Genomic DNA, 25,761 nt, shown 5'->3' with positions numbered 1-25,761 from the left:
AATCTTCAGGGGAAGTGAATGGCGGCGAAATGGTCTTGGCGTTTCGGTGCGTTCTTCGTTGCCGCCATTTTTTTCGGTCTGCTCGGCTGGGTCGTCCTTGACCTGCAGCAATCGCGGGAGCGCGAGATCGCCTCGGCCGAACGCCTCGGCGGCACGCTGAGCACGCTGCTCGAAGGCCATTTCCTCGCCTCGGTCCGGCAGATCGACCAGCATCTGCTCGATTTTTCGACGCGTCTCCGGGGCGCGGTGCTCGAGCGCCAGCCGCGCGCTCAGGTCGAGGCCGAGCTGCGCCGCTACCAGGCGGCCTTCCCCGAAGTGCACAGCTTCCGCGTCGCCGACGCCCGCGGCAACTACCTCTACGACGCCAGCGGCACGCTGGCCGCAGTCAACATCGGCGACCGCGACTATTTCGTCCGCCTGCGCAGCGAGGCTGGCGCCGGCCTGGTGATCTCCGAGCCGATCGTTTCCCGGGTCACCGGCGACGTCGTCATCGTCTTCGCCCGGCGCATCGACGATGCCGCCGGCAATTTTGCCGGCATCGTGCTGGCGACGCTGCGTGCCGATTACTTCGAGCATTACTACCAGGGACTCGATCTCGGACGCAGCGGCATCGTCGCCCTGTGGAGCCGCGACATGGCGCTCTTCGCGCGCTGGCCGCAACTGCCGTCTCAGCAAGGGCTGCGCCTCCTCGACAGCCCGATCCCGGCCCGCCTGGCCGCCGGCGAACCGGCCGGCGCCTTCCGCCGTCAGGCACGGCTTGATGGCGAGGCGCGCATTTTCAGCTACCGCCAGGTTGCCGATCAGCCCTTCGTATTCACCGTCGGCTTTGCCGAGGCCGACGTGCTCGCCGAGTGGCAGCGCCGCGCCGCCATTTACGGCGTTCTCGGCCTGGTCCTGCTAGCCGCGCTGCTGGCGCTGTTGCGCGCATGGTCGCGCGGCTACCGCGAGGCCGAGGCGCTGGCGGCGCGGATGACCCGGGCTTTCGAGGAAAAATCGCGCGAGGCGCGGGCGCTGCTCGACTCGATTCCCGATCCGGCCTGGCTGCTCGACAACGACGGCCGCTTTCTGGCGGTCAACGAGGCTTTTTGCCGATATTTGCAGCGCCCGATGGATCAGGTGGTGGGCAGTACGGTCGACATTCTGTTCCCGCCGGACGAGGCCAGGCGCTTGCGTGACGGCCAGCTCGCCGTCTATCGCAAGGGCGCACCGGTGCGCCAGCTGGTCTGGCTGCAGCTGCAGGGCTGCCTGCGTCCGTTCGAGTTCCTGCGCGTGCCGGTCTATGGCGATGCCGGCGAAGCGCGCGGCCTGGCCGGCGTCGCCTGGGACATGAGCGAGCGCTTCGAGGCCGAGGAGCGGCAACGCCTGATCACCCATTTCTTCGATCATGCCAGCGATGCGGTGCTGATTCTCGACCGCGATCGCCAGGTGCTGACGGTCAACCGGGCGGTGACCGAAATCAGCGGCTACACGCTCGACGAACTGAAGGGCCGTCTGCCGCGTTTCTTCGTCGACAGTTTCGAGGAACCGGCGACGCTGGCCGCGATCATCGCCACGCTGGAAACCCAGGGCCGCTGGCAGGGCGAATTGCGGGCGATGCGCAAGGACGGCAGCCTGCTGCCGATCGAGTGCCTGATCAATGCGATCCGTAACGATGGCGGCGACATCGTCAACTGGTCGGTGTTCGTCACCGACTTGAGCGAACGCAAGGCGGCCGAGGCGCGCATCGAATCGCTGACCCATTTCGACCAGCTGACGGCGCTGCCGAATCGCCTGGGCTTCTCGCGGCTGATCGACGAGTGGCTGGCCGGCGGCCGCCGCGGCATGCTGCTGCTGATCGATCTCGACGACCAGTTGAGCCGGATCAACGATGCCTTCGGGCATGCTGCCGGCGACGCCGTGCTGCGCCGGATGGCGGTGCGCCTGAGTCGTTCGCTCGGCGACGGCGATGCGCTCGGTCGGCTCGGCGGCGACCAGTTCGGCGTACTGGTCGCCGCCGAAGACGGCCGGGGCTGTCCGGAAGTCTTCATCCGCAAGCTGCTGGAGAACCTCGCCCGGCCGATCGCGGTCGAGGGCAGCGACGTCGTCTTCAGCGCCAGTGCCGGCATCTGCCGCCTGTTCGACGACGGCGACGAAGTCGCGACGCTGTTGCGCAACGCCGACGCCGCGCTGCACCACACGCGCGATTCCGGCCAGAGCAGCTTCCGCTTCTTTTCGGCCGACATGAACCAGCGCCTGGCCGAGCGCCTGCGCCTCGAGAGCGATTTGCGCGGTGCGCTGGCGCGGGGCGAACTCGAGCTGCACTACCAGCCCCAGGTCGATCTCGGCAGCGGTGAGATCGTCGGCTTCGAAAGCCTGCTGCGCTGGCGCCATCCCGAACTCGGCATGGTCTCGCCGGCGTGCTTCATCCCGATCGCCGAGGAGAGCCGGCTGATCCTGCCGATCGGCGCCTGGGTGCTGGAAGAGGCCTGCCGCCAGAACAAGGCCTGGCTGGACGCCGGCATGCCGCCGAAGGTGATGGCGGTCAACCTGTCGGCGATCCAGTTTCACGGCGCCGACATTGTCGCGCTGGTGCGCGAGGTGCTTGAACGCACCGGCCTGCCGGCGCCCTGGCTCGAACTCGAGATCACCGAGAGCGTCATCGTCGAGGACCCCGAGCGCGTGGTCAAGCTGATGGAAGCCCTGAAGGCGATCGGCGTCGGCATGTCGATCGACGACTTCGGCACCGGCTACTCCAGCCTGTCGTACCTGAAGCGCTTCCCGATCGACAAGATCAAGATCGACCGTGCCTTCGTCCGCGATCTCGAAACCAGTGCCAACGACGCCGCGATCGTGCGCATGGTCATCGGCATCGCCGCCGAGCTCGAGCACAAGGTGATTGCCGAAGGCGTCGAGAGCGAGGGCCAGCTGGCCTTCCTGCGCAGCCACCGCTGCGACGAGTACCAGGGGTTCTACTGCAGCCCGGCGGTGCCGGCGGCGGCGATCCCGGCGCTGGTCGCCGCCCGCCAGCGCTAGGCGAATTCGCCGGCGACGCGCAGGCGCGCGCCGCGTCGCTCGACCGCCTTGAGTGCGAAAAGCAGCGCGCTGCCGAGCAGCATCACCGCCGCCGCCAGGTAGAGTCCGATGGCGTAGTCGCCGGCCCGACCGGCAGCCAGCCAGCCGGTGATCGCCGGTGCCAGGATCTGCGCGGCACCGTAGGAAAGCGTCATCTTGCCCATCATCTTGGCCGGCCTGGTCGGGTAGTAGCGGCCGGCCATGGTCAGCACCAGACTGACCATGCCGATGAAGGTGCCACCGAACAGCATCGCCCCGGCCAGTGCCGCGGCCAGCCCGCCGGCCAGCGGCAGCAGGATGCCGGCGACCTGGAGCAGGGCCGCCAGGATCAGCGCGTTGAGTTCGCCGCTGCGCCGTGCGATCAGGTCCCAGACGATGCAGGCCGGCGCTGCCGCCACGCCGAGCGCGAGGAAGACCAGGGTACCGTTGCCGGCGAGCCCGGGCAGGCGATCGACGATGGCGACGATGAAGGTGGCGCTGATCACGTAGCCGACGCCGGCGCAGAAATAGGCGGCGAGGAAGACGCGCAGGAACAGCGGCGAGGGCGGATTGTCCTCGAGTTTCTCGCCGCTGCGCGTGACGCCGCTGGTGTCCGGCGGCGGCAGCCAGCGCCAGGCCGGGATCGCCAGCAGGGCGCCGAGGGCGGTCAGGGCGAACCATTGCTGGCGCCAGTCGAGCCACTGCTGCATGACGGCGACGGCGGCGGCGCAGCCGGCGATGCCGAGGCCGACGCCGGCGAAGTGGATGCCCAGTTCGCTGCGGTGATGGTGGCGGATCAGCCAGTTGAGGATCAGGCCGGTGCCGAACAGCATTGCCGCGGCGCTGCTCAGGCCGGCGACGAAGCGCGACAGCGCCCACAACAGCGGGTCGCTGGCCAGGCCCATCAGCGCCGTGCTGGCGACGGCCAGGAGCAGGCCGAGGCGGTAGAGCCGGTCCTTGAGCACGAGGTCGCCGATCAGCGCGGCGAGCAGCGCGCCGCTCAGGTAGCCGCCGTAGTTGATTGCCGCCAGCCAGCCGGCGTCGGCGACGCCGAGACCGGCCTGGGCCTGCATCAGCGGCAGCAGCGGCGTATAGGCGAAGCGGGCGACGCCGAGTCCGAGCAGCAGGCTGAATATGCCGGCACCGAGAACCTTCAGGCGATCCTTGTCCATGTGTGTCTCCTTGTTGTTGTGAGGGGCAAGATAAACGCGCTAAGCTATCTCAACAAATGATTTATCAAGAACGCACCGTTTCTTATTGGAGATAGGTATGGAACTCCTCTCGCTGCGTACCTTCCAGGCCGTCGTCGAGGAAGGCGGCATCCTCGCCGCCTCGCGCAAGCTCAACACCGTCCAGTCCAACGTCACCGGGCGCATCCGCCGGCTCGAGGAGGAACTCGGTACCGAACTGTTCATTCGCAAGGGGCGCGGCCTCGAGCTGGCGCCGTCGGGGCGCGTCCTGCTCGACTACGCGCGGCGGATGCTGATGCTCGAGCGGCAGACCGCGGCGGCGGTGCGCCTGGTCGGCGAGAGTGCCGGCGAGCTGCGCATCGGGGCGATGGAAACCTTCGCCGCGCTGCACCTGCCGCGGGCGCTGAAGGCCGTGCGCGCCGGCCATCGCGGCCTCGAACTGCGGGTGTTCACCGATACCAGCGCCGCGCTCGCCGAGCGTATCGTCCATCACAAGCTCGACTGCGCCTTCGTCGCCGGGCCGGTCGTCCACCCCGAACTGGTCTTCGACGAGCTGATCGTCGAGGAACTGGTCCAGGTGCACGCCGCCGGCAGCGATCCCCGCCAGCAGCCGCTGATCCTCTTCCGCGAGGGTTGCGCCTACCGCACCCGGGCGCTCGCCTGGCAGCGCAGCCAGGGGCACGCGCTGGCCGATGCGATGGAGTTCGGCACACTCGAGGGCATCCTCGGCTGCGTCGCGGTCGGTCTCGGCTGGACGCTGATGCCGCGGCGGGTCGTTGAGCAGTCGCCGCTCGCCGATGAACTGGTGATCGAGGCGGTGCCGCCGGAGATCGGCCGGGTGCCGACCGGCATGATCCGCCTGCGCGAGGCGCCGCAACTGGCGGCGATGCGCACGCTGGCCGCGGCCCTGGCACAGGCGCCAGCTCAGCTCGCTGCCTGACGTGCCTGGCGGTCGGCCTCGGCGTTGCCGCGGCAGCTGCCGTGGCCGGGAATCCAGCGAATTTCGGTGTCGACCGTGAACATCCCGGTCGCCGGCTGCAGCCGGGCGAGTTCCGGATCCTGCGCCAGGCCGAGCATTTTTGCCCGATTCAGGCGGTCGACCGTGTCACGGTTGTCGGAAAACAAGGCCAGCGGCATCCCGGGAAACAGCAGCGCGGCCTGTTCGAGCGCCAGCAGCGCGGCGTGCAGTTCGAGCTGGTTGCTGCCGGCGGCGGCGACGCTGCGGGTAACGACCTGCGGCGCTGCCGCGTCGCTGGCGTAGAAGACCGCTGCCAGGCCGCCCTGGCGCAGGCAGCTGGCGTCGCTGAAGACCAGGCAGCGGCCGGCGGTGTCTGCCACCAGCCGGGTCGGCAGCGCGCCGGGCGAGAGATGGATGATGCGCGGCGGTGGTTTCTTCTTGCGTCTGGCCATCGTTGGCGGCTCGCTAAAACGGGAGCCCGAGGATAAACGCCGGCCACAAAAGGCGAAAGCCTCGCACCGGGGGAGTACGAGGCTTTCAGGACGGTCCGGGGGGTTGGGGGGAGGAGGTCTGACCGTCAGGGCTGATGTCTGTTCAGCACATGAGTCACAGAATAAGGAGCCGGCCGGGCGAGTTCAAGTAACCGTTTGCAACAGAACGTACCGGCCTGTCAATCCTGTCGTTGTGCCGCCAGAGGCGGCAGGCCGATACTGGCACGCAGGCGCTGGCAGTCGGGGTTGGGCGTGCCGTCTTCGAGCCAGGTCGGGAATTCGCGGCAGGGCGTCGGCCGGTTGGCGTAGATCGCGCAGGCGATGCCTGGTTGGCCGAGCGCGCCGCGCAGCGCGATGCAGCGTCCATGGCCGGTCTCCGTCCCCTTCATGCAGGCCATCAGCGGAGTCAGCTTGCTGGTCAGTTCGGCCGGGACGAAGCCGCCGAGGCCGTCGGAGAGCTCGCCGCAGTAGAACGAAACCCGGAAATGCGCGCAGCAGATGCCGCAGGAAATGCAGGGGTTGTCCGGGCTGTCCGGCATGTCGATGAAGACGCGGTCGTCGTCCTGACGATGAACGATCTGGATGCTGTGGGCCATGGCCGGAAAAAGGAAGCGAACGGGAGCGGCGCGGGAATTTACCGAATTCGCCGGAAAAAGTCACCGGCCCCGGTCAGTGCTGGCTTTCGGCAAGGCGGATCAGGGCTTCGGCCTGTTTTTCGCAGCGTACCCGGGTGACTTCGTCGAGGGCGCGCAGCCAGCGCCGGGGGATCGCCGCCAGCCCGTAACGGGCGCCGGCGAGCATGCCGGCGATGGCGCCGGTGGTATCGGCGTCGCCACCGCGATTGACGATGTCGATCAGGCAGTCCTCGAAGCACTCGGTGGCGTAGAACGACTGGAAAACCGCCCGCAGCGTGTCCACGACGTAACCGCCGGGGTTCTCGCAGTGCTTGCGGTCCCAGGCGAAGACCGGGTGGGCGGCGACCAGCGGGCCGAGGCGCTGGCGTTCGACGTCGTGCGCGCTGCGACCGGCGAGGAAGTCCTGGACCATGAAGATCAGCGTCTCGCATGCGGCGTCGGAAAGGGCGTTGTGGTGGGTGACGTGCGCCTGGGCGCGGCTGGCAGAAATGACCGTTTCCGGCGGTTGACCGTGACAGGCCAGGGCCACCGGCAGGCAGCGCATGGCAGCGCCGTTGCCGGCGTCGTGCTCGCTCGCCGGCGCCTGCGGATTGCGACTGGTGCGGAAGGCGACCAGGTTGCGGCGGACGGTGTTGCCGATGTCGACCGGTTTGGCGCGCATCCAGGCGTCGAAGGCGTCGGCGATGGCGAGCGCGTCGACGCGGCCGGCGGCGAGGATGGCTTCGCCGAGGGCCAGGGCCATCGTCGTGTCGTCGGTGACCTGACCGGGCTTCAGGCGCAGCCAGCCGCCGCCGCTGATCTGGTCATGCACGCCGTGGTGGGCGCGGATTTCCTTGGGGGTCATGAATTCGACGGTGGCACCGAGCGCATCGCCGATCGCCAGGCCGACGTAGGCGGCAACCGCGCGTTCGACCAGCGGCGTCCGCTCGCTGCTGACGCGGCGGCGTACGGGGGCGTTGCGGGCGATCAGTTCTCCGGTCCAAAACATTTCGCATAATCCTTGCAGACCCCGCAGGAGGGCGCGGGACAGACGTAGATGCCTTCTTCGGCGCAGAACTGGCGATAGAGGAATTTTTTCCATTTCATGTCGCCGCTGTTGGCCCGGGCCAGGCCGGGGAAGTTGCGCCACATCAGCTCGCTGAGCTGGTCGCGGCTGCTCAGGCCGAGGTCCTGCCAGAGATGGTCGCGGCCGGCGCAGGCGGTGGCGACGATGCTGGCGACGATCAGCTCGGAGGCGCTGGTGGCGGCGCGATTGGCCAGCAGCAGGCGCTGCAGGTCCGGCCATTCGGGAATGCGCTCGACCGTGCGCTGGTACGGCTGCGGCTGCTGGCCGGGGAAATAGGTGGCGAGCAGGTGGCACCAGACCGCCTCGCCCAGGCCGAGGTCGGCCGGCAGGCAGCCGTCGCCGGCAGCCTGCCCGGCGACCAGGGCGGCCAGCAACGGCCGGTTCAGATCGGCCGCCGCCGCGCCGCGCGCCGGGGCGGCGAGCAGCGCGTCGCCGAGCAGCGTGCGCCAGGGCAGACGATCCGGGCCGTTCATCGCGTCACTTGCTCGGGTACTCGACCAGGATGTCCTCGTCGCGGACGATCATCTGGCAGGCCAGCCGCCATTGCGTCGGCGGGATGTCGTCGACGTACATCTGCTCGACCTCGGCCTTGGTGATGTGGCCGAACTCGAGCAAGGCGGCGACTTCGCGCGGATTGAGCGGGCCGCCCATCGGGCGGCGCTTGCCGTCCACCGACGAGACCTTGACCAGGCAGGTGCCGCAGTTGCCTTCCTGGCAACCGAAGTCGATCGGGATGTGATGTTCCTTGGCCAGCGCCAGGATGGTCTGGGTGTGGCTGCCGGCAACGGCGTAGACGGTCTTGTCCTTGTGCATCGGACTGCTGAAGGTGATGAGTGCCATGGTGGGCTCCTGAATGCGGGTTGATCGGTTTTCTCTGGCTTGGGATGGCTTGCCTGCTTTTAGTCTTGTTCCTTGTCCTGCGCCTCAGGCCGGCCGCACCACCAGTTCGCCGCCGAGGATCTGGGCCTGGCAGGCGAGGCGGTGGCCGCGCGGGGCGAGGTTGTCCTTGAGCACCTGATCCTCGAGCACGCTCGGTGGCGCGAGGTTTTCGCCGCCGGCGACGACCTTGGTCAGACAGGTGCAGCATTCGCCTTCGCGGCAGCCGTAGGTGATGCCGGCGCCGACCTTTTCCGAGACTTCGATGAGGCGGGTGCCGGCCGGCACGGTGACGGCGACGCCGATGTCTTCGAAGGTGACTTTGGCTTTGGGCATGGCTTTCTCCAGGGTCAGGCCAGGGCGGCCAGGTCGATTTCGCGGGTTTCCAGGCGGCCGGTCAGGTGCCGGGCGAGTTGTTCGCCGAGCGCGCGACAGGCGTCGAGCTCGCCGGCGTCGGGGACCAGCTTGATGCGCAGGCCTTCGAGCGGCAGCCGCAGCTTGAGTCCGCGCAGGCGGTCCTCGATCAGGCGCACCGCTTCGCCGCTCCAGCCGTAGGAGCCGAAGGCGGCGCCGAGCTTGCCCTTGACGTTGACGGTGGTCAGCGACGAGAGCAGGTCCCATACCGGCCGCACCGCGTCGGCGTTGATCGTCGGGCTGCCGATGGCGAGGCCGTCGGCTTCCTCGATCAGGTCTGTGAATACGCCGGACTCGCCGCCTTCGAGGTCGTACAGCGAGACGCGCACGCCGCCGAGGCATTCGGCGCCGGCGGCGAGCGCCTCGGCCATGCGCCGGGTGTTGCCGTAGGCCGAGATGTAGAAGACGAGCAGCGTCTTTTCGACGCGTGCCTCGTTGTGCAGCCGCGGCGTGGCCAGCTCGCGGTAGCGGTGCAGGTAGTCGCGCGGTGCGTGGCGCAGGATCGGCCCGTGCGCCGGGGCGATCGCCGTCAGTTCGAGCGGCTCGATCAGCGCCAGCGCGTCGAGCACGTACTCGCGGAAGGGGCGCATGATGTGCGCGTAGTAGTACTCGAAGGAAAAGCGGAAATCGCCGACGCGGTCGTTGAACAGCCGCGCATCGCAGAAATGGCAGCCGAAGACGTCGCCGGAGAAGAGGATGCCATCCTCGACCAGGTAGGTGCACTGGGTGTCCGGCCAGTGCAGGTAGGGGGTGTGCAGGAAGCGCAGCGTGCGCCCGCCTAGGTCGACGCTGTCGTCGGTGGTGACCGGGATGTAGGCCGGCGGCGGTTCGCCGGACGGCTTGAGCAGGGCCTTGAGCATCATCTGGGCGCGCGACGAGAGGTAGACGCGGGCCTGCGGCGCGCGCCGCAGCAGTGCCGGCAGCGCGCCACTGTGGTCGGGCTCGAGGTGGTTGAGGACGATGGTCGTGATTTCGTCGTAGCGCGCCACCGATTCGAGGCGGCGGAAGAAATCGTCGGCGTAGTTTTCCTTGACCGTGTCGATCACCGCGACGCCGTTTTCGCCACGGACCACGTAGCTGTTGTAGCTGGTGCCGTTGGCGGTCTTCAGGATGATGTCGAAGGAACGCAGATGCGGATCGAGGGCGCCCACCCAGTGGACGCCCGGTGCGATTTCGACGGCGCCGTCAGTGAGTCCCGCAACCGGCATGGTCGTCTTCTTCGTGCGCGTGGCTGCCGCAGCTGCCGTGACCGGCCGGCCCATGCACGCAGGCCTCGATGTCGCCGGCCGGCAGCTCGACGCCGTTGAGTCCGAGCCAGGCGTCGACCGCGGCCGGATCGAAACCGACCATCCGTTCGTCGCCGACTTCCATCAGCGGCCTGCGGATCAGCAGCGGGTTTTCCAGCAGCAACTGCAGCGCGTGCTCGACGCTGATGTTCTCGGGCACGATTTCGCCGTGCTTGACGGCCGGCGCGGCCGGGTTGAACCAGCGCGCGACCGGCAGCTTGCCGACGAACTGGAGCAGGCGTTCGACGGTCCACGCCTCGGTTTTCAGGTTTTTCGCCTGCACCGTGTGGCCGGCCGCCGCGAGCAGCGTCTTCTGGCGCAGGTTGCCCTTGCAGCCGGGCTTCTCGTAGAAAGTGACGACCGCCATCAGGCTGCCTCCCGCCACAGGCCGAATTCCTTCAGCTTCTCGATCGGGATGCCGGTCAGCGAGCCGGGCGGGTTGAGGAATTCGCCCAGTTCGTTGACGATCGCCATCTCGATCGGACAGATCGCCGCGCATTGCGGATCGGCGTGATCGCCCAGGCATTCGGTGCATTTCATGTCGTCGATCAGGAAATGCGGCTTGTCCTGGAAGATCGCGTCGTTCGGGCAGACATCGACGCAGGCCCAGCAATTGACGCAGGATTCGGTGATCTGGAGTGCCATTTACGCCACCTTCAGGGAATCGGCTTGCGGCAGCAATCTGCCGGTCGCCGCGATTTCTTCGTACACCGCCATCACCGCTTCCTCGATCGGCTCCATCGCGTGCTCGCCGTTCGGCGCGATGCCGGCTGCCTCGAGCTTGGCCCAGGGCTCGTAGCCAACCTTGGCGCAGAGCACCACCTCGCAGCCGGACAGGATCCGGATGTTGCGGTCGAGCAGCGATTCACTGGCGCCGGCTTCGACCACGTCGCCGTCGCCGCAGGCATCCATGCCGCCGCAGTAGAGCTCGGTCTTGCGATGGCCGATGAAACGCACGCCGTCCGGCGAAGCCTCGTAGATCAGGAACTCGCGGGCGTGGCCGAAGTGCTCGGCGACCAGGCCGTTCTTGCCGGCCACCGCCATCAGCACCGGCCGCGAACCTGCCGGGATGCCGGCAGGCTTCGGCTTGGCGACGCCGCGCTCGGCTTCCAGCTTGTCGATGATCGCGTCGTGCACCGCCTTGCGGCGGACCATGGCGGCTTCGTAATCGACGTCCATGACGTCGATCTTGTCCATGGTGAACTCGTCGCCGCGATCCTCGCCGAGCAGGCCGACCGCGTCGGCGCGGCACTGGCGGCAGTGGCGCATCATCGCCATGTCGCCGGCACAGGCGTCCTGCAGCTCCTGCAGCATTTCCTGGGTCGGTTCCGGCTGGCCCATGATGCCGTAGTAGGTGCCGTGTTCGGCCTCGGCGATCAGCGGCATGACGTTGTGCAGGAAGGCACCCTTGGCCTTGACCACCTTCGAGACTTCCTTGAGGTGTTCTTCATTGACGCCGGGGATCAGCACCGAATTGACCTTCACCAGGATGCCGCGCTCGGTCAGCATCTGTAGCCCCTTCTGCTGCTGCTCGATCAGGATCTTCGCGCCTTCGATGCCGAAGATGCGCTTGTTCTGCCAGTAGATCCACGGGTAGATCCTGGCGCCGACTTCCGGATCGACACAGTTGATGGTGATCGTCACATGGTCGATGTTGTGCTTGGCGATCTCGTCGACGTGCTCGGGCAAGGACAGCCCGTTGGTCGACACGCACAGCTTGATGTCCGGAGCCTTCTCGGAGAGCTGGCGGAAAGTCTCGAAAGTGCGGCCCGGGTTGGCCAGGGGGTCTCCCGGTCCGGCGATGCCGAGCACCGTCATCTGCGGGATCTCGGCGGCCACCGCGAGCACCTTCTTGATCGCCTGGTCCGGCGTCAGCAGCTCGGAGACGACGCCCGGACGCGATTCGTTCGAGCAGTCGTACTTGCGGTTGCAGTAATTGCACTGGATGTTGCAGGCCGGCGCCACGGCGACGTGCATGCGGGCGAAGTAGTGGTGCGCCTGCTCGGAATAGCAGGGGTGGTCCTGGACCTTGGCGCGGATGTGCTCGGGCAGGTGGGCCAGGGCATCCGGCGCGCTGCCGCAGCCGCTGGACGAGCAACCGCCGTCGGCGGCCGGTGCATTGTTGCTGATGACTGGAAGTTCCACGGTCGGGCTCCTCGAAATCGGTTCGGAGCCATTTCAGCAATCGCTGTGCCAGTGTGTTTTATCCCGTCAAATCAAGGAATTGCCATTTTGTCCGGCGGACCTTGTCGGGGCGGCTGTCGCAAAGCCGACAGCCGCCCCGGTTTTCAGCGGAGTGCCGCTTCGTAACGCTTGCTGACCTCGTTCCAGTTCACCACGTACCACCAGTTGGTGGCGTAGTCGGCGCGCCTGTTCTGGTATTTCAGGTAGTAGGCGTGTTCCCAGACATCGAGCGCCAGGATCGGCGTGCCGCGGTCGATCCCGGGCAGGTCCATCAAGGGATTGTCCTGGTTGGCGGTCGACGTCACCGCCAGCTTCTTGTCCGGGGTCACGATCAGCCACGCCCAGCCCGAGCCGAAGCGGCTGAGGGCGGCCTGGTCGAAGCGCTTCTTCATCTCCTCGAGCGAGCCGAAGGCGGTGTTGATCGCCGTTTCCAGCGCCGGTGACGGCTTGCCGCGCTGGCCTTCGGGCGCCATCAACTGCCAGAACAGGTCATGGTTGTAGTGGCCGCCGCCGTTGTTGCGTACCGCCGGGCCGAAACGCGAGATCTGGCCCTGCAGCGCGGTCAGCGACAGGGCGGCGAGTTCGGGCGTGGTCTTGGCCTGGGTGTTGAGGTTGTTGACGTAGGCGGCGTGGTGGCGGCCATGATGGATTTCCATCGTCGTCCTGTCGATGTAGGGCTCGAGCGCGTCGGCCGGGTAGGGCAGCGGGGCGAGGCTGAACTGGGCGGCGGCGATGCCCGGCAGGCAGGCCAGCGCGATGGCGGCAAAACGGGTCAGTGACATGATCTGGGGTCTCCTTGGCGTGGGTTGTCCCCGGCATGCCGGGTTCCATTTGGCATGATGCCGGCCAGGAAGTTCCGCTGCCGTTCAGGGCGTCGCCGGCCACAGCGGCGGGCCGCCGGCGGCGAGGTGGCAGAGATAGGCGCGCAGGTCGAATTCGAGCTGGTGGTAGTCAGCTTCGATGTGCCGGCACAACTGGTAGAAGGCCTTGTCGTGCTCGCTTTCCTTCAGGTGCGCCAGTTCGTGGGCGACGATCATGCGCAGGAATTCCGGCGGTGCCTCGCGGAAAACCGCGGCGATGCGGATCTCGTGCTTGGTCTTCAGCTTGCCGCCCTGGACGCGGGCGATCCGCGTGTGCGTGCCGAGCGCCCGGCCGACCGACTGCAGCTTGCCATCGAACAGTATCTTGCTCGGCTGCGGCGCGTTGCGCAGGTACTCGGCGCGCAGCGCCTGGACGTAGTCGTGCAGCGCCCGGTCGGTGCGGATCGCGTGGGCGGCCGGATACTTGCGGCGCAGGGCTTCGCCCAGCCGCCCCTGCGCCAGCAGGCGGGCGACTGGTTCGGTCAGGTTGGCCGGGTAAGCGGCGAGATAGGGCGGGAGCGTGCTGGTCAAGGCGGTTGACGTCCGGGCAAGGCGCGGATTGTCGGGTGAAATGGCGATCCTGGATAGGGGCAGTGTCGGCGTGGCGGCCCGGGGTCGATATTCGATCGAAATTTCCGTAAGATCATTGCATATGCCTTCCGGCTTTCAAGACCGGGCCAACAACCGACATCCCCCAATCGATCATGCCTCCTTCCTGCCATCACCGCTTTCCGTCCCGTCGCCTCTCGATCCAGATTGCCAATGCCTCGTTTCTGCTTGGCGCCTCCGTTTTCTCCCCGCATGCGTTCGCGGTTGGTTGCACGACTTCAGGCAACATTGCCGCGTTGCAATGCAGCGCCGATATTCAGATGCAGGGTAATGCCGGCAATTCCGCGTTGACCGTCACCGATGTCACCGCAAGCTCAGTGGCCGTGCTCAGCAATCCCTCGGCGAGCGGGCCGTTCAACCAGAGCCTGACCATCAACGGAACCACGGTGCTCAATCGCAGCGATTACCCGGCGGTGTACATGTACTCCAGCCAGCCCGGCTGGAATGCCAACCTGACGATCGGCGCCGGCGTCAGCGTGACTTCGGCAGGGCCGTTCGGTGCGGTCTGGTTGCGCTCGGAGAGTAACGATACGAGCACTCGCAACGATCTCAGCGTCGATAGCGCTGCCACCGTTGCCAGCTTCGGTGCCAGTTCCGATGGCATCACCGCCACCTCCAACAACGGCGCGGTGACCCTGATCAACCGGGGCTCGGTGACGGTCGCCAGCGGACGCGGCCTGTATGCCGATGGCGGTTCGGCCAGCCTGTCGCCGGTCGCTGTCAGCATCACCAACCTGGGCACGGTTCATGCCTACCAGGCCGGTGCCCGCGCCATCGACTACAACGGTACGGCGCGCATCGACAACCAGGGCAGCGTGCGCTCGACGACGCGCCAGGGCCTGATTGCCTGGTCTGCCAATGGCGGTGCCGAAATCACCAACAGCGGCACGATCGTCGCCGACCATTACGATGCCGTCGTTGCCGCCGGCACCGGCGGCAACGTGACGGTGACCAACAGCGGCAGCATCACCGCCAACCGCAATCCCAACCTGGCCCAGGTCAGCCCCGATTTCCACGGTATCAGTGCCTATACCGATGGTGTCGGCAGCGTTACCGTCACCAACGCGGCCAGCGGCGTCATTGCTGCAGCCCATGATGCGGGGATGGCAGCGGCCAGCGCCCAGGGGGCGATCAGCATGGCGAACGCAGGCCGCATCAACGCCCTCACCGGCCTGTTGGCCGAGTCCGATAGCGGACGCGTGGACATCAGCAACAGCGGCACACTCGTCACCACTGGCGTGGGTATCCACGTTACCTCGGCCAGTGCCGGCAGCGTGGTGAACAGCGGCAGCGTCGCCAGCGCCGTCACCGCCGTGCAGGTTGCCAACGGTGTCGCGCTGGACGTGGACAATGCTGTCGGCGGCACCCTGTTGGGCGGCATTTCCCTGGGAACCCTGGCCAACCTGAACAATGCCGGCAGCCTCTACCTGAAACAGGGGGCGACGGCAGCCAACCCGATCGCCACCGGCTCGCCGATTGCCAGCAGCGTCGGCGGCAACTTTACCCAGAGCGCGACCGGCACCCTGGGGCTGGCCGCTGCCGGCGGCAGCTACAGCACGCTGGCGGTCGGCGGCAGCGCCAACCTCGGCGGCACCTTCACCGTCGATGTCAAACCCGCCTTCAACGGCAGCGACCTGACCAACGTCCTGACCGCCACCGGCGGCGTCACCGACAACGGTCTGCGGGTGACCGACAACTCCCTGCGTTACGCTTTTTCGGCCTTGTTCCGCAGCAACGCCGTTGACCTGGTGGTGCGCGACACCGGCATGACCAGCATCGGCGCGGCCGTCTCTCCGGATCGCCCCGGCGCCCTCGGTGCGGCGGCGGTCTGGGATGGCCTGGCGGGTAGCGGCACCGATTCGCCCGAACTCAACCAGGCGCTGACCGGCATCCTCGGCAGCGGCAGCGCCGGCGAGGTCGCCGCCCAGGTCGAACAGACGCTGCCGCTATTGACCGGGAACTCGCTGTCTCTGGCCCGCGACACCATGGGCGGGGTGAACGCCGTGGTGCAGTCGCGCATCGACATGACGCGCGGCATTTCCTCCGGCGATGCCTTTCTCGGCAACCGGCACCTCTGGCTGAAACCCTTCGTCACCCGTTCCCGCCAGGACAACCGCAACGGCGTCCGCGGCTACGGCGCCGGTACCCGCGGGCTGGTCGCCGGCGTCGACGGCAGCCTCTCCGCAGACAGCGACATGGGCGTCGCCTTTGCCTATGCCGCGACCGACGTCTCGAGTCACGCCGGCGGCCCGAAACAGCGCGCCGATGTGGACAGCTACCAGCTCATCGTCTACGGCCGCCGGGCACTTGACGCCCGCAGCGACCTGTCGTTCCAGATCGACGGCGGCTACATGCGCAACGACGGGTATCGCCAGATCAACCTGCTCGGACTTGGCGCCAGGTCGGACTACGCGAGCAAGACCGCGCATGCCGGCGTGGCGCTCGACCGGCGTTTCGCCCTGGCGCCGAACACCACCCTCATTCCGTCGATCCGCCTCGACTACACCTGGATCGAGGACGAGGCGTATCGCGAGAAGGGGGCCGGCGGTCTCAACCTGCAAGTCAAGTCGCGCAGCTCGGATGCCCTGGTGCTCGGTGTGGACGGGATGCTCACCCATGCCTTCAGCAGCCAGCTGAAGGCGAGTGCCAATCTCGGTGCCGGCTACGACTTCTACAACCGCGATGCCAGCATCACCTCGGCCTATGCCGGCGCGCCGGACGCCGCCTTCGTGACCTACGGCACCCGCCAGTCGGCCTGGCGCCTGCGTGCCGGCGCCGGAGTCACCTACACCACCGGCAGCGGAACCGAGATCACCGGCCGCTACGAAGCCTCGCACCGCGAGGGCTTCCTCAGCCAGACCGCGTCGCTCCAGCTGCGCTGGATGTTCTGACGCCGCTCAGCGTCCGGATGGCGGTTCGGAGCGGGCAGCCTCGCCGGCTTCGCCGCCCAGCAGTTGCTCGCGATATCCGCGGCAGGCGGTGCGCAGTACGCGCAGGTGGCGGCGGTAGTTGCGGCAGCCCTGGCACATCGCCAGGTGCAGGCCGAGTTCGAGGCGCTCGCCGAGGTCGAGCGGACGATCCTCGGCTTCCGACATGCGGCGGGTGGCTTGCTTGCAGTTCAGCATGGACGTTCTCCGGCGACGAACCAGCTTTTTTCGAGGCAGCCGCGCAGGGCGCTGCGCGCCCGGTGCAGGATGACGTGGCAGTTGCTGGTGCTGATTCCGGCCGCGGCGCAGACCTCGGCGGTATCGAGTTCGAGGAACTCGCGCATCATGAAGACGCGGGCGGTGTTCTTCGGCAGGTGCGTCAGGCAGGCGTCGAACACCGACCAGAAATGTTTTTCCTGCAGCGAAGCCTCGGGGTCTAGCCATTGTGCCGGGCGATGCGCCGGCTGCCAGTGGGCGTTTTCCCGGAACAGCGTGTCGAAGGCCTGGTCGAGGTCGTCGTCATCGCCACCGAAGGCCGAGATCGGCGTCGTCCGCGCTTGCTGGCGGATCAGGTCGACGATCTTGTGGCGGAGGATACCGAAGACCCAGGTCTTCAGCGCCGAGCGGCCTGCAAAGTCGCGGCCGCCGGTGAGCGCCGCGGTCAGTGCCTCCTGGACGGCATCCTCGGCCAGCGCGGCGTCGCGCAGCTGGAGTTGGGCGAAGGCGAGCATGTCGCGGCGGACCTGGCTGACGAAGGCGTCGTCGATGATGGCGGCGGTGACGATGGCGGGCTCCCTGGCCGGACGCGGATGCGCCCGATGGTAGCTCAAGCGACGTCTCCCGTCGTCCGCCGGCGCAGCCAGTGGTCGAGCGAGAGGCAACCGGGGCCGAGCAGGAGGAGCGGCAGCAGCATCGCCAGGAAGATCGCCGGCAGCTTGAAGTTGCCGTGGCCGTCGTCGGTGATGACATAGCCTTGGCCCAGTTCGGCCAGCGTCTGCCAGCTCTCCGGCCAGTGCACGCTGAGGATGGCGACGACGGTGAGGACGATCAGCGACAGCGAGAAGAAACGCGTGGCCAGGCCAAGCACCAGGGCGATGCCGCCGACCAGCTCGAACCCGGTGGCCAGCTGCCAGCTCAGGTCGGCCGGGATGGTGTCGAACGGAAAGGGAAAGCGTTCCTGGATGTCGGCAAACCAGTTCTCGCCGAGGAATTTCTCGCGGCCGGCTTCGAAATACTCCCAGCCGAGCACGAGGCGCAGCGAGAGCAGGCCGAGCCAGAGGCCGATCAGGTCGAGCCCGGCGAGCAGGCGGTGGGTGAGGGTGGTGAGGACGTGGTACATGGTCGGGCTCCGTTGGCGTTTGTTCCTTGGTCGGAGCAGGGGGACAAAAACTTACAGCGTGCCGAGCACGATGCCTTGCCGGCGCAGGTCGGCGAGCAGCTCGACGCCGAAATCGACCAGCCGCTCGGGGTCGGCGTGTTGCAGTTCGGCGGCGATCTGTCGTGCCGCGGCCTGGCCGCTTTGCGGGCTTGCGGCCAGCAGCGCGAGCAGGCGGGCGGTGACCGGGTTGGTTTCGCTGAAGCGGACGACGTCGTCGGCATCGCGGTAGACCAGCAACTGCGTTGCCTGCCCCTTGCGCGGCCGCCAGTCGGGGCCGATGCGGTGCACCGGCCAGGCGTAGGCGAGGTTGAACAGCACCGGGTTGAGGACGACCGTGCCGTGGCGCAGGTCGCCGGCCGGATCGTGCGGCGGGATTGCTGCGTCGGCGATGTCGGCGGCCAGCTCGACCCATTCGTAATGCGCCAGTTCCGGCAGCCAGCGCGGCAGGCGCAGACCCGGCGTCTGCGCCAGGAAGTGTACGAACTCGCGCGGGATTTCGCGGAACCATGGTGTCTGCAGCGGCCAGTCGCGGCGGAAGCGACGCCCCAGGCGTTGCCAGCGTGCTTCGCCGAGGATGGCGCGGCAGACCGGGAAGGCGCTGTCGACGAAGCCCTGCAGGTTGTTGCCGACCAGTTCCTGATACACGGCCATGCCGCGCGCCGGCACGCCGACCGGGCGGGGGGCGCGGCGCGGGTCGCGCAGGTGGTTGGCGAAGGCGTGCTGGAAACGCTGGAATTCCATGTTCAGGCCGCCTTGCGCTGCTTTGCCGCGGCCTGCAGCCGGGCGATGGTGTCGACTTCGACGGTCAACGCCGCCAGATCGGGAAAATTGAAGTCGCGTTCAAGGCACGTCGGCACCTCGCCGCCGATGCGTGCGTAGGCGTCGGCGAGCAGCGTCCACACCGGGTCGATCACCGGCGCGCCGTGGGTGTCGATGATCAGCCCGTCAGGCTCGACGTAGTGGCCGGCGACATGGACGTAGCAGGTGCGTGCCAGCGGCAGCGCGGCGAGGAAGGCGTGTGCGTCGAAGCCGAAGTTGCGGCTGTTGACGTAGATGTTGTTCACGTCGAGGTGGAGCAGGCAGTCGGCGGCCTCGACCACGGCGCTGATGAATTCGGCGGCGTTCATCTCGGCGCCGGGCGGCTCGATGTAGGTCGAGGCATTCTCGATGCCGATCTGCCGGCCGAGGATGTCCTGCGCGCGCAAGATGCGTTCGGCGGTCCAGCGTACCGCTGCCTCGGTCTGCGGGATCGGCAGCAGGTCGTAGAGCTGGCGGTCGTCGGCGCACCACGACAGGTGTTCGGTGTACAGCGTCATCCCGTGTTCGCGCATGAAATCGCGGGTGCGGTGGAGCAGCGCCTCGTCGAGCGGCCCGCTGCCGCCCAGCGACAACGACAGGCCGTGGCAGACGAAGGGGTAGCGTTCGCTGAATTCGCGCAGTTGCCGCACCGAGCGCCCGCCCATGCCGGCCCAGTTCTCGGGTGCCAGTTCGAAGAAATCGATGGCTGCCGGCACGCCGGCCTGCAGCGGGGCGATCAGTTCGCGCCGGAAACCGAGGCCGGCGCCGTGCGGCGGGCGGGGGTTCATCAGGCTTCTCCGCGCGCCGGGTAGTCCTTGGCGACGACGAAGTCGATGGCGCCGAGCATGTCCTTGAAGTGCGGCCGGGCGAAGGGCATGGTCTGGACATTGGCCCAGTAAAGGGTGAGATCGGGGCGGATCAGGAAGACGCCGGGCTCGGAAAAGCGCGCTGGTTCCTCGACGCCGGTCGAGGTCAGGCCGCGGCCGGTGGAAATGTACAGGCCCCAGGCGCGGGCATCGGCCTCGCTCAGGCCGTAGCCGAGGTCGAGCTTGTCGAGCGACCATTCGTCGGCGGCGCGGCGGGCGCGTTCCTCGGTATCCGAGGAGAGCACCTTGACGATGACGCCGCGGGCGACGAAATCGTCGTGCAGGCGGTTCAGTTCGCTCAGGTAGGTGCGGCACAGCGGGCAGTGGTAGCCGCGGTAGAAGACCAGCAGCGTGAAGGCCGGCGCCTCGTTGAAGACCAGCTTGAGGCGGTTGCCGGAGAGTTGCGGTACATCGAGCGCCGGCACCGGCTGGCGGGGAATCAGGGATTGCGTCATCGGGATTTCCTAGGTCATGGGCCGGCGAGCGCCGCCGGCCCGGTCAGGCAAAACGGCTTACTTGCTGGCGCCGCACTTGCCTTCGCCGCACTTGCCGTCCTTTTTCTTGTCGGCCGGCTTCTTGTCGGCGCCGCACTTGCCTTCGCCACACTTGCCGTCCTTTTTCTTGTCGGCCGCCTTCTTCTCGGCACCACACTTGCCTTCGCCGCATTTGCCTTCCTTGCCCTTGGTGTCGGCCTGGGCCAGCTGGTAGCCGGCGTTCAGCTGCTTGGCGGCGAAGGGGTTGTCGGCAGCATGGGCGACCGGGGTCAGGGCGACGGCAGCGAAGGCGGAACCGATGGCCAGCGAGGTGAGGGTCTGCTTTTTCATGTTGATCTCCATTGTGGTGGGTAAGGGCAGAAATCCTGCCTGCTGCTTGGTCGGCGCCGGGGCCGGGTTTCTTACAAAAAAAATCGCTTGTCGCCAAACTGACAAGGCCGGTGCCTAACAGTTCTTTGATTTGCCGGGTTTTTTCGCTGGCGTTCGTCTTGCTTGACCCGTTTCATGAAAACCCATCTCGACTGGTCGGCCTACGACACCTACGGCGTTGGCGACGCCTACGCCGGCATTCCCGCCACCGGCGGCAACTACGCCAAGGCGGTGGCGGTGTGCATGAACAACCATCAGTGCCAGCGCGACGGCAAGGGCGTGATGTGCCCGAGCTACCGCATCACGCACGACCCGGCACATTCGACCGGCGCCCGGGTCAAGGCGTTCAAGGCGGCCTTGAACGGCGAACTCGGCGACGACCCTTTCGCCCACCCCGACCTCGCCGCCGCGATGGACCTCTGCGTGTCGTGCAAGGGCTGCAAGAAGGAATGCCCGAGCGCGGTCGACATGACGCTGATCAAGACCGAATACCTGGCGCAGAAGAACGAGCGCCTGGGCGTAACGCGCCGGGCCCGGCTGTTCGGCGCGCTGCCGCGCTGGCTGCACGAATGGCGGCCGACGCTGCAGGCGCTGGTGCGCTGGCGCAACACTTCGCCCTGGCTGGCGAAGCTCGCCGAGCGCTGGCTCGGCATCTCGGCGCGGCGGCCGATTCCGGAAATCGTAGCAGCCGGCTTCCAGGCCGACACCCCGCCATTGAGCGGCGAGCGCGGCAAGGTGGTGCTCTTCGTCGATACCTTCACCCATTACTACACGCCGGAAATCGCCGCTGCCGCGCTGAAAGTGCTGCGCGCCGCGGGTTTTACGGTCGACCTGCTCGAACCGGCAAAAACCGACGGCGAACCCGAACGCCCGCTATGCTGCGGCCGCACCTACCTGTCGCAAGGCATGGTCGAGGAAGCCAGGGTCGAAGCGCGCCGGGTCATGGCCGCGCTCGCCCCGGCGCTGGCCGCCGGCACCCCCATCGTCGGCCTCGAACCGTCCTGCCTGCTGGCGCTGCGCGACGAGTTCTACAGCCTCGGCCTCGGCCCCGACGTCGGTCAGCTCTCGAAACAGGCCTTCCTCTTCGAGGAATTCCTGATGCGCGAAGGCAACAAGGGCCTGAAGCTCGACCTCAAGCCGATTCCCGGCGGTCGGGCGCTGGTGCATGGCCACTGCCACCAGAAGGCCTTCGGCGCGATGAAGTCGGTCAGGAAGGTGCTCGGCTGGATACCCGATTTCGAATTCGAGATCATCGACGCCAGTTGCTGCGGCATGTCCGGCAGCTTCGGGCTGGAAGCCGAACACCACGACGCCTCGCTGGCCATGGCCGAACTCGCACTACTGCCGGCAATCCGCGCCGCCAGCGCCGACACCCTCATCGTCGCCGACGGCTTCTCCTGCCGCCACCAGATCGCCGACGGCAGCGGCCGTCAGGCGGTGCATGTGGCGGTGCTGCTGGCGCAGGCGCTGGACAGCTGAAATACCCGGATTTTGCGGTCGACCGTGAAATTTGCGGAATTTCCCGAGAAGTTGAAGTGGCTGGGGCGCGTTGTGACAGCTTGATTGGCGGGAATCGACCCTTTGCTGTCCTTCGCAAACTCAACCGGGCATCGACCGTTATTTGGCCGGAAGTGGTCATTGCTTGTTCATCGCGGATTGGGGGCGGCCGAAAAACGCAGTTGCTCCAGCATGAAATCGACAAATGCCCGAACCCTTGCGGACAAGTGCCGGTTTTGAGGATAGGTCACGGAGAACTGCCGGGAGCGTCCGCCATACGGTTGAAGTACCTCGACCAGTTCGCCCCTGGCAACGGCTGGCCCGGCAATGAAGTGATAGGTCTGGAACAAACCACCGCCTGCATTGCCCCAGCTGATGCAACCGAATGCGTCATCAAGCAGACGAAAACGACTGCGGAAGGTGTAGTCCAGTTCCTTGCCATCCGGCATGCTCAGTATCCAGGGCATGGGACGACCCGTTGTCGGCAAGATGAATTGCAGGCAGTCGTGTGATGCAAGGTCGTCAAGACTTTGCGGCACCCCTCGCCGGGCAAGATAGCCCGGTGTGGCGAAGATGCCAACCGTCGCATCTTCAAGTTTGTGCGCAATCAGTCTTGAATCTTGAGGTGTGCCGATGCGGATGGCCAGGTCGTAACCCTCATCGACGATGTCGGCGACCCGGTTCGACAAACTGAGCTCCAACTCGATTTGCGGATAGGCCGTCGTGAAATGGTGAAGCATCGGGAGCAAACGGTAATTGGCGTAGAGCGTACCGACACTGATGCGCAGCAAACCACTCGGCACTTTTTGATTCCCCGTAATCGCCCGTTCTGCCGCTGCAATCTGCTCCAATGCTTGGCGGCACTCCTGCCAGTAAAGCTCGCCTTCAGCCGTCAGCCGCACGTTGCGCGTTGTCCGCGAGAAAAGCCTTACCCCCAGGCGTTCTTCGAGGCGCTTTATGGACCGGCTGACCGAGGCCGGCGTCAGCCCCAGGGTTTCCGCCGCGGCGGAAAAGCTGCCTAACTCGGCGGCCTTGCAAAAGAGCTCAATGCTACCGACCTGGGTCGTATCAAATGTTCGCATCACTTGTTCGTTGATGTAATAAATAATGTGAGTTTAAGGTGATTTATTCGAAACGATGTTGAAAGTACAGTGCGTCTCGTCAACTACTTCATCGAATCGAGGAAATATCATGAGCGACATTCTCTGGCCTGCAGGCTACGTTCCCGGCTTTACCGACAACTACTGCTCCAACGAAGTCATCGTCACCGGATTGAGCGTCGAGGAACTATGGCCCTTGCTGAATACGCCGCACCTCTGGCCGACTTACTACGCCAACTCCGCCAATACACGCTTTTACGATGGCAAAGGCCCGGAACTGGCAAACGGCGACCGCTTCTACTTCGAAACCTTTGGTTTTCCTGTTGAGGCCAAGGTGGTCGAACATGTGCCGCCGGTTGTCGGACAAGCGGCTCGCATTGCTTGGCATGGCTGGGCCGGCTCGACACCGGAAGATCGCCTGGATGTTCATCATGCCTGGTTGATTGAGGAACTCTCAGGTGGCCGTGTGCGCATCCTGACCCAGGAAACCCAAGTCGGTAAACCGGCGCAGGCACTTGCTCAAGCCAAACCGAACCCGATGATTAACGGGCATCAGGACTGGTTGGAGGGAATGGTTGCTGCAGCCCGGGAAATCAAGAACACATCCCGCTGATCAGGAGAGACTCATGTCGAACATAGCATTCCTGGGGTTGGGGGCCATGGGTAGCCGGATGGCCGCCCGGCTGTTGAAAGCAGGGTATCAAGTTACCGTCTGGAATCGCTCGCCTGAAGCCTCCGCGGTGCTGGCCAAATTGGGCGCACAGGTTGCCTCTACCCCCCGTGCTGCTGCCGCCGAGGCAGACTTTGTCATTGCCATGGTTCGTGACGACAGTGCTTCGCGGTTCGTTTGGCTTGACCCGGAATCGGGGGCGCTGGGTGCGATGGGGCCGAATGCTGTCGCCATCGACAGCTCGACGCTATCGCGGAACTGGATTTTCGAGCTAGCCAAAGCCAGCGAGGCATCCGGTATCCAGTTTCTGGAGGCCCCGGTATCTGGGTCGCGCCCACAAGCTGAAGCTGGTCAGCTCATTTATTTTCTGGGCGGTAGCGAAGAGACAGTCAGGCGGGCGGAACCGGTGCTGAACACGTTGGGCAGCGCCATTCACCATGTCGGGGCGTTGGGTAGCGCGGCCATGACCAAGTTGGCAACTAACGCACTGCTGGGGATACAGGTGACGGCGATGGCTGAGCTTATTAGCATCCTGAAGCACTCCGGCGTCGATGTCGGCCGTGTGCTGGAGTCAGTGGCAGGGACGGTTGTGTGCAGTCCGTTTGCCAAACGAGCCGCTGACAGCATGCTCGCCGGTAACTTTGCCCCGCAATTTCCGGTCGAACTGGTTGCCAAGGACTTTGCGTACGTGCTGGCATCGGCGCCTGCGCCGGAGTCGGCACCGACCTTGGCTGCGGCTCAGCGGGTATTCGCTGAAGCGGAACGATGTGGCTTAGGTGGTGAACATCTGACCAGCGTGGTCAAACTGTTCCCGGTATGAGTTTCATCACATCCGATTAGGCTTGGGCCATAAATTTCAACGGCACGTCTCCTTGGCGTGCCGTAGCCCTTTCAGGAGTTAATCAGCATGTCAGCACTGTTCAGCAACTTCAAACTCAAGGACATCACGCTCCGCAATCGCATCGCCATCCCTCCCATGTGCCAGTACAGTGCGGTGGATGGACTGGTGAATGACTGGCATCGCGTTCATTACGCGACACTGGCTCGTGGCGGGGCTGGCTTGGTCATTGTGGAAGCAACCGGCGTTGCACCCGAGGGACGGATTACACCGGCTTGCCTGGGTTTGTGGAATGATGCGCAAGCAACCGAATTAGCCAAGCTGGCAGCAGCGATCAAGGCAGGTGGTGCCGTTCCCGGCATTCAGATTGGCCACGCTGGTCGCAAGGCCAGTGCTAATCGCCCCTGGGAGGGGGATGACCATATTGCCGATGGCGACCCTCGTGGATGGGCAACCCTTTCCCCATCAGCAGTGGCCTTCGGTGCCAATCTAGCGAAAGTCCCCAAGGCGATGACTTTTGAAGACATTGCCCGGGTGCGTGATGATTTCGTTGCTGCTGCCAAACGGGCCCTTGACGCCGGATTCGAATGGTTGGAATTGCATTTTGCGCACGGCTATCTGGCCCAAAGCTTCTTCTCGGTACACGCCAACCAGCGTACTGACCAATATGGTGGCGACTATGCGGGGCGTAGCCGCTTCCTGCTGGAAACTCTCGCAGCTGTCCGCGAAGTATGGCCCGAGCATTTACCTCTGACTGCACGCTTCGGCGTCATCGAATTCGATGGCTGTGACGAGGAAACGCTGGCGGAGTCCATCGACTTGTCTGTCGCCTTCCGTAAGGCGGGGCTGGATATGTTGAACGTCAGCGTGGGTTTTTCCACGCTCAAGGCCAACATACCTTGGGCACCGGCATTCCTGGCGCCAATCGCCGAGAAAGTACGCAGCGCCACCGGGATGCCGGTGGCTTCATCCTGGGGTATTGACATGCCGGCGACGGCTGAGCGAGTCGTGGCCGAGCATCAGATGGACTTGGTCATGATTGGCCGTGCCCATCTGGCTAATCCTCACTGGGCTTATCAAGCAGCCAAGGTACTTGGCGTTGAAAAACCTTCCTGGGTCTTGCCGGCACCGTATGCTCACTGGCTTGAACGTTATAGCGCGAACGTGTGATAAACCGCTCCCACCCGCTTCGACATCATAGAAAATGCCCGGATTTCACGGTCGA

General features: G+C 66.0%; 28 protein-coding genes. 7 read left to right on the top strand and 21 right to left on the bottom strand.

What is annotated here, in order from left to right:
- Positions 1 to 18: 18 nt before the first annotated feature.
- Entirely contained in the window at positions 19 to 3,012 is a 2,994-nt protein-coding gene (locus DFR40_RS15365) for a bifunctional diguanylate cyclase/phosphodiesterase (protein WP_121459382.1), read from the top strand.
- On the opposite strand, the gene DFR40_RS15360 is transcribed toward DFR40_RS15365, so the two are convergent.
- Positions 3,009 to 4,202, bottom strand: coding sequence for a YbfB/YjiJ family MFS transporter (locus tag DFR40_RS15360; protein WP_121459381.1), 1,194 nt, complete (start codon positions 4,200 to 4,202; stop codon positions 3,009 to 3,011). The two genes, DFR40_RS15365 and DFR40_RS15360, sit on opposite strands and share 4 nt — an antisense overlap.
- A 97-nt stretch (positions 4,203 to 4,299) precedes the next feature.
- On the opposite strand from DFR40_RS15360, the gene DFR40_RS15355 reads away from it, so the two are divergent.
- The gene (locus DFR40_RS15355; RefSeq protein WP_121459380.1) at positions 4,300 to 5,160 is read left to right on the top strand and encodes a LysR family transcriptional regulator; all 861 of its coding nucleotides are present in this window, start codon (positions 4,300 to 4,302) and stop codon (positions 5,158 to 5,160) included.
- Here the strand turns inward: DFR40_RS15355 and DFR40_RS15350 are convergent.
- The 12 genes from DFR40_RS15350 to DFR40_RS15295 all read right to left on the bottom strand — a co-directional run bounded on the left by DFR40_RS15350 (position 5,145) and on the right by DFR40_RS15295 (position 13,521).
- Complete coding sequence (locus DFR40_RS15350; RefSeq protein WP_121459379.1) at positions 5,145 to 5,630, bottom strand: RNase H family protein; 486 nt, start codon at positions 5,628 to 5,630, stop codon at positions 5,145 to 5,147. The genes DFR40_RS15355 and DFR40_RS15350 overlap by 16 nt on opposite strands.
- Positions 5,631 to 5,848: 218 nt before the next feature.
- A complete protein-coding gene (locus DFR40_RS15345; protein ID WP_121459378.1) occupies positions 5,849 to 6,265 on the bottom strand; it encodes a YkgJ family cysteine cluster protein in 417 nt (138 codons plus the stop codon).
- 73 nt (positions 6,266 to 6,338) lie between these two features.
- Positions 6,339 to 7,292 carry an ADP-ribosyl-[dinitrogen reductase] hydrolase gene (gene draG / locus DFR40_RS15340; protein ID WP_121459377.1) on the bottom strand — a complete coding sequence of 318 codons (954 nt, stop codon included), beginning with the start codon at positions 7,290 to 7,292 and terminating at the stop codon, positions 6,339 to 6,341.
- Complete coding sequence (locus DFR40_RS15335) at positions 7,271 to 7,843, bottom strand: nitrogen fixation protein NifQ (RefSeq protein ID WP_121459376.1); 573 nt, start codon at positions 7,841 to 7,843, stop codon at positions 7,271 to 7,273. Before DFR40_RS15335 ends, draG begins: the two co-directional genes overlap by 22 nt.
- A 4-nt stretch (positions 7,844 to 7,847) precedes the next feature.
- Positions 7,848 to 8,210, bottom strand: coding sequence for a 2Fe-2S iron-sulfur cluster-binding protein (locus DFR40_RS15330; protein ID WP_121459375.1), 363 nt, complete (start codon positions 8,208 to 8,210; stop codon positions 7,848 to 7,850).
- Positions 8,211 to 8,294: 84 nt separating this feature from the next.
- Positions 8,295 to 8,582, bottom strand: coding sequence for a 2Fe-2S iron-sulfur cluster-binding protein (locus DFR40_RS15325; RefSeq protein WP_121459374.1), 288 nt, complete (start codon positions 8,580 to 8,582; stop codon positions 8,295 to 8,297).
- A gap of 14 nt (positions 8,583 to 8,596) precedes the next feature.
- A complete protein-coding gene (locus DFR40_RS15320) occupies positions 8,597 to 9,868 on the bottom strand; it encodes an FprA family A-type flavoprotein (protein ID WP_121459373.1) in 1,272 nt (423 codons plus the stop codon).
- Positions 9,846 to 10,313, bottom strand: coding sequence for an ArsC/Spx/MgsR family protein (locus DFR40_RS15315; protein ID WP_121459372.1), 468 nt, complete (start codon positions 10,311 to 10,313; stop codon positions 9,846 to 9,848). The genes DFR40_RS15320 and DFR40_RS15315 overlap by 23 nt, the downstream gene beginning before the upstream one ends.
- A complete protein-coding gene (locus DFR40_RS15310) occupies positions 10,313 to 10,591 on the bottom strand; it encodes a 4Fe-4S binding protein (RefSeq protein WP_121459371.1) in 279 nt (92 codons plus the stop codon). Before DFR40_RS15310 ends, DFR40_RS15315 begins: the two co-directional genes overlap by 1 nt.
- Complete coding sequence (gene nifB, locus DFR40_RS15305; protein WP_121459370.1) at positions 10,592 to 12,091, bottom strand: nitrogenase cofactor biosynthesis protein NifB; 1,500 nt, start codon at positions 12,089 to 12,091, stop codon at positions 10,592 to 10,594. It lies immediately after the preceding gene.
- 143 nt (positions 12,092 to 12,234) lie between these two features.
- Complete coding sequence (locus DFR40_RS15300) at positions 12,235 to 12,912, bottom strand: superoxide dismutase (protein WP_121459369.1); 678 nt, start codon at positions 12,910 to 12,912, stop codon at positions 12,235 to 12,237.
- An 84-nt stretch (positions 12,913 to 12,996) separates the two neighbouring features.
- Entirely contained in the window at positions 12,997 to 13,521 is a 525-nt protein-coding gene (locus DFR40_RS15295; RefSeq protein WP_121459368.1) for a YgjP-like metallopeptidase domain-containing protein, read from the bottom strand.
- Between the two features lie 338 nt (positions 13,522 to 13,859).
- Here DFR40_RS15295 and DFR40_RS15290 point away from each other — a divergent pair, with 338 nt between their 5' ends.
- On the top strand, positions 13,860 to 16,490 hold the full coding sequence (locus tag DFR40_RS15290) for an autotransporter outer membrane beta-barrel domain-containing protein (RefSeq protein ID WP_170160245.1): 2,631 nt from the start codon (positions 13,860 to 13,862) through the stop codon (positions 16,488 to 16,490).
- 6 nt (positions 16,491 to 16,496) lie between these two features.
- Here the strand turns inward: DFR40_RS15290 and DFR40_RS15285 are convergent, their stop codons facing one another.
- Genes DFR40_RS15285 through DFR40_RS15255 form a run of 7 tightly spaced genes read right to left on the bottom strand, consistent with a single transcriptional unit; the run spans position 16,497 to position 20,392 of the window.
- A complete protein-coding gene (locus tag DFR40_RS15285; RefSeq protein ID WP_121459366.1) occupies positions 16,497 to 16,724 on the bottom strand; it encodes a zf-HC2 domain-containing protein in 228 nt (75 codons plus the stop codon).
- On the bottom strand, positions 16,718 to 17,356 hold the full coding sequence (locus DFR40_RS15280; protein WP_245985704.1) for a sigma-70 family RNA polymerase sigma factor: 639 nt from the start codon (positions 17,354 to 17,356) through the stop codon (positions 16,718 to 16,720). The genes DFR40_RS15285 and DFR40_RS15280 overlap by 7 nt, the downstream gene beginning before the upstream one ends.
- Complete coding sequence (locus DFR40_RS15275; RefSeq protein WP_121459365.1) at positions 17,353 to 17,865, bottom strand: HvfX family Cu-binding RiPP maturation protein; 513 nt, start codon at positions 17,863 to 17,865, stop codon at positions 17,353 to 17,355. The genes DFR40_RS15280 and DFR40_RS15275 overlap by 4 nt, the downstream gene beginning before the upstream one ends.
- A gap of 51 nt (positions 17,866 to 17,916) precedes the next feature.
- The gene (locus DFR40_RS15270) at positions 17,917 to 18,645 is read right to left on the bottom strand and encodes an HvfC family RiPP maturation protein (protein ID WP_245985703.1); all 729 of its coding nucleotides are present in this window, start codon (positions 18,643 to 18,645) and stop codon (positions 17,917 to 17,919) included.
- A gap of 2 nt (positions 18,646 to 18,647) precedes the next feature.
- Entirely contained in the window at positions 18,648 to 19,490 is an 843-nt protein-coding gene (locus DFR40_RS15265; RefSeq protein WP_121459363.1) for an HvfB family MNIO-type RiPP peptide maturase, read from the bottom strand.
- Entirely contained in the window at positions 19,490 to 20,023 is a 534-nt protein-coding gene (locus tag DFR40_RS15260; RefSeq protein WP_121459362.1) for a peroxiredoxin-like family protein, read from the bottom strand. Before DFR40_RS15260 ends, DFR40_RS15265 begins: the two co-directional genes overlap by 1 nt.
- A 57-nt stretch (positions 20,024 to 20,080) precedes the next feature.
- Positions 20,081 to 20,392, bottom strand: coding sequence for an HvfA family oxazolone/thioamide-modified RiPP metallophore (locus DFR40_RS15255; protein ID WP_121459485.1), 312 nt, complete (start codon positions 20,390 to 20,392; stop codon positions 20,081 to 20,083).
- Between the two features lie 174 nt (positions 20,393 to 20,566).
- On the opposite strand from DFR40_RS15255, the gene DFR40_RS15250 reads away from it, so the two are divergent.
- Entirely contained in the window at positions 20,567 to 21,910 is a 1,344-nt protein-coding gene (locus DFR40_RS15250; protein WP_121459361.1) for a (Fe-S)-binding protein, read from the top strand.
- 167 nt (positions 21,911 to 22,077) lie between these two features.
- Here the strand turns inward: DFR40_RS15250 and DFR40_RS15245 are convergent, their stop codons facing one another.
- Complete coding sequence (locus DFR40_RS15245; protein ID WP_121459360.1) at positions 22,078 to 23,010, bottom strand: LysR family transcriptional regulator; 933 nt, start codon at positions 23,008 to 23,010, stop codon at positions 22,078 to 22,080.
- 109 nt (positions 23,011 to 23,119) lie between these two features.
- On the opposite strand from DFR40_RS15245, the gene DFR40_RS15240 reads away from it, so the two are divergent.
- The 3 genes from DFR40_RS15240 to DFR40_RS15230 all read left to right on the top strand — a co-directional run bounded on the left by DFR40_RS15240 (position 23,120) and on the right by DFR40_RS15230 (position 25,706).
- Positions 23,120 to 23,641, top strand: coding sequence for an SRPBCC family protein (locus DFR40_RS15240; protein WP_121459359.1), 522 nt, complete (start codon positions 23,120 to 23,122; stop codon positions 23,639 to 23,641).
- Positions 23,642 to 23,654: 13 nt separating this feature from the next.
- The gene (locus DFR40_RS15235; RefSeq protein WP_121459358.1) at positions 23,655 to 24,518 is read left to right on the top strand and encodes an NAD(P)-dependent oxidoreductase; all 864 of its coding nucleotides are present in this window, start codon (positions 23,655 to 23,657) and stop codon (positions 24,516 to 24,518) included.
- A gap of 87 nt (positions 24,519 to 24,605) precedes the next feature.
- On the top strand, positions 24,606 to 25,706 hold the full coding sequence (locus tag DFR40_RS15230; RefSeq protein ID WP_121459357.1) for an NADH:flavin oxidoreductase/NADH oxidase: 1,101 nt from the start codon (positions 24,606 to 24,608) through the stop codon (positions 25,704 to 25,706).
- The last annotated feature ends 55 nt before the right edge of the window (positions 25,707 to 25,761 follow it).

Origin of the sequence: Azonexus fungiphilus (assembly GCF_003634965.1) — a bacterium.
Taxonomy (GTDB): Bacteria; Pseudomonadota; Gammaproteobacteria; order Burkholderiales; family Rhodocyclaceae; genus Azonexus; species Azonexus fungiphilus.
The sequence above is the reverse complement of the archived record's forward strand: the minus strand, read 5'-3'. Positions and strand labels throughout refer to the sequence as shown.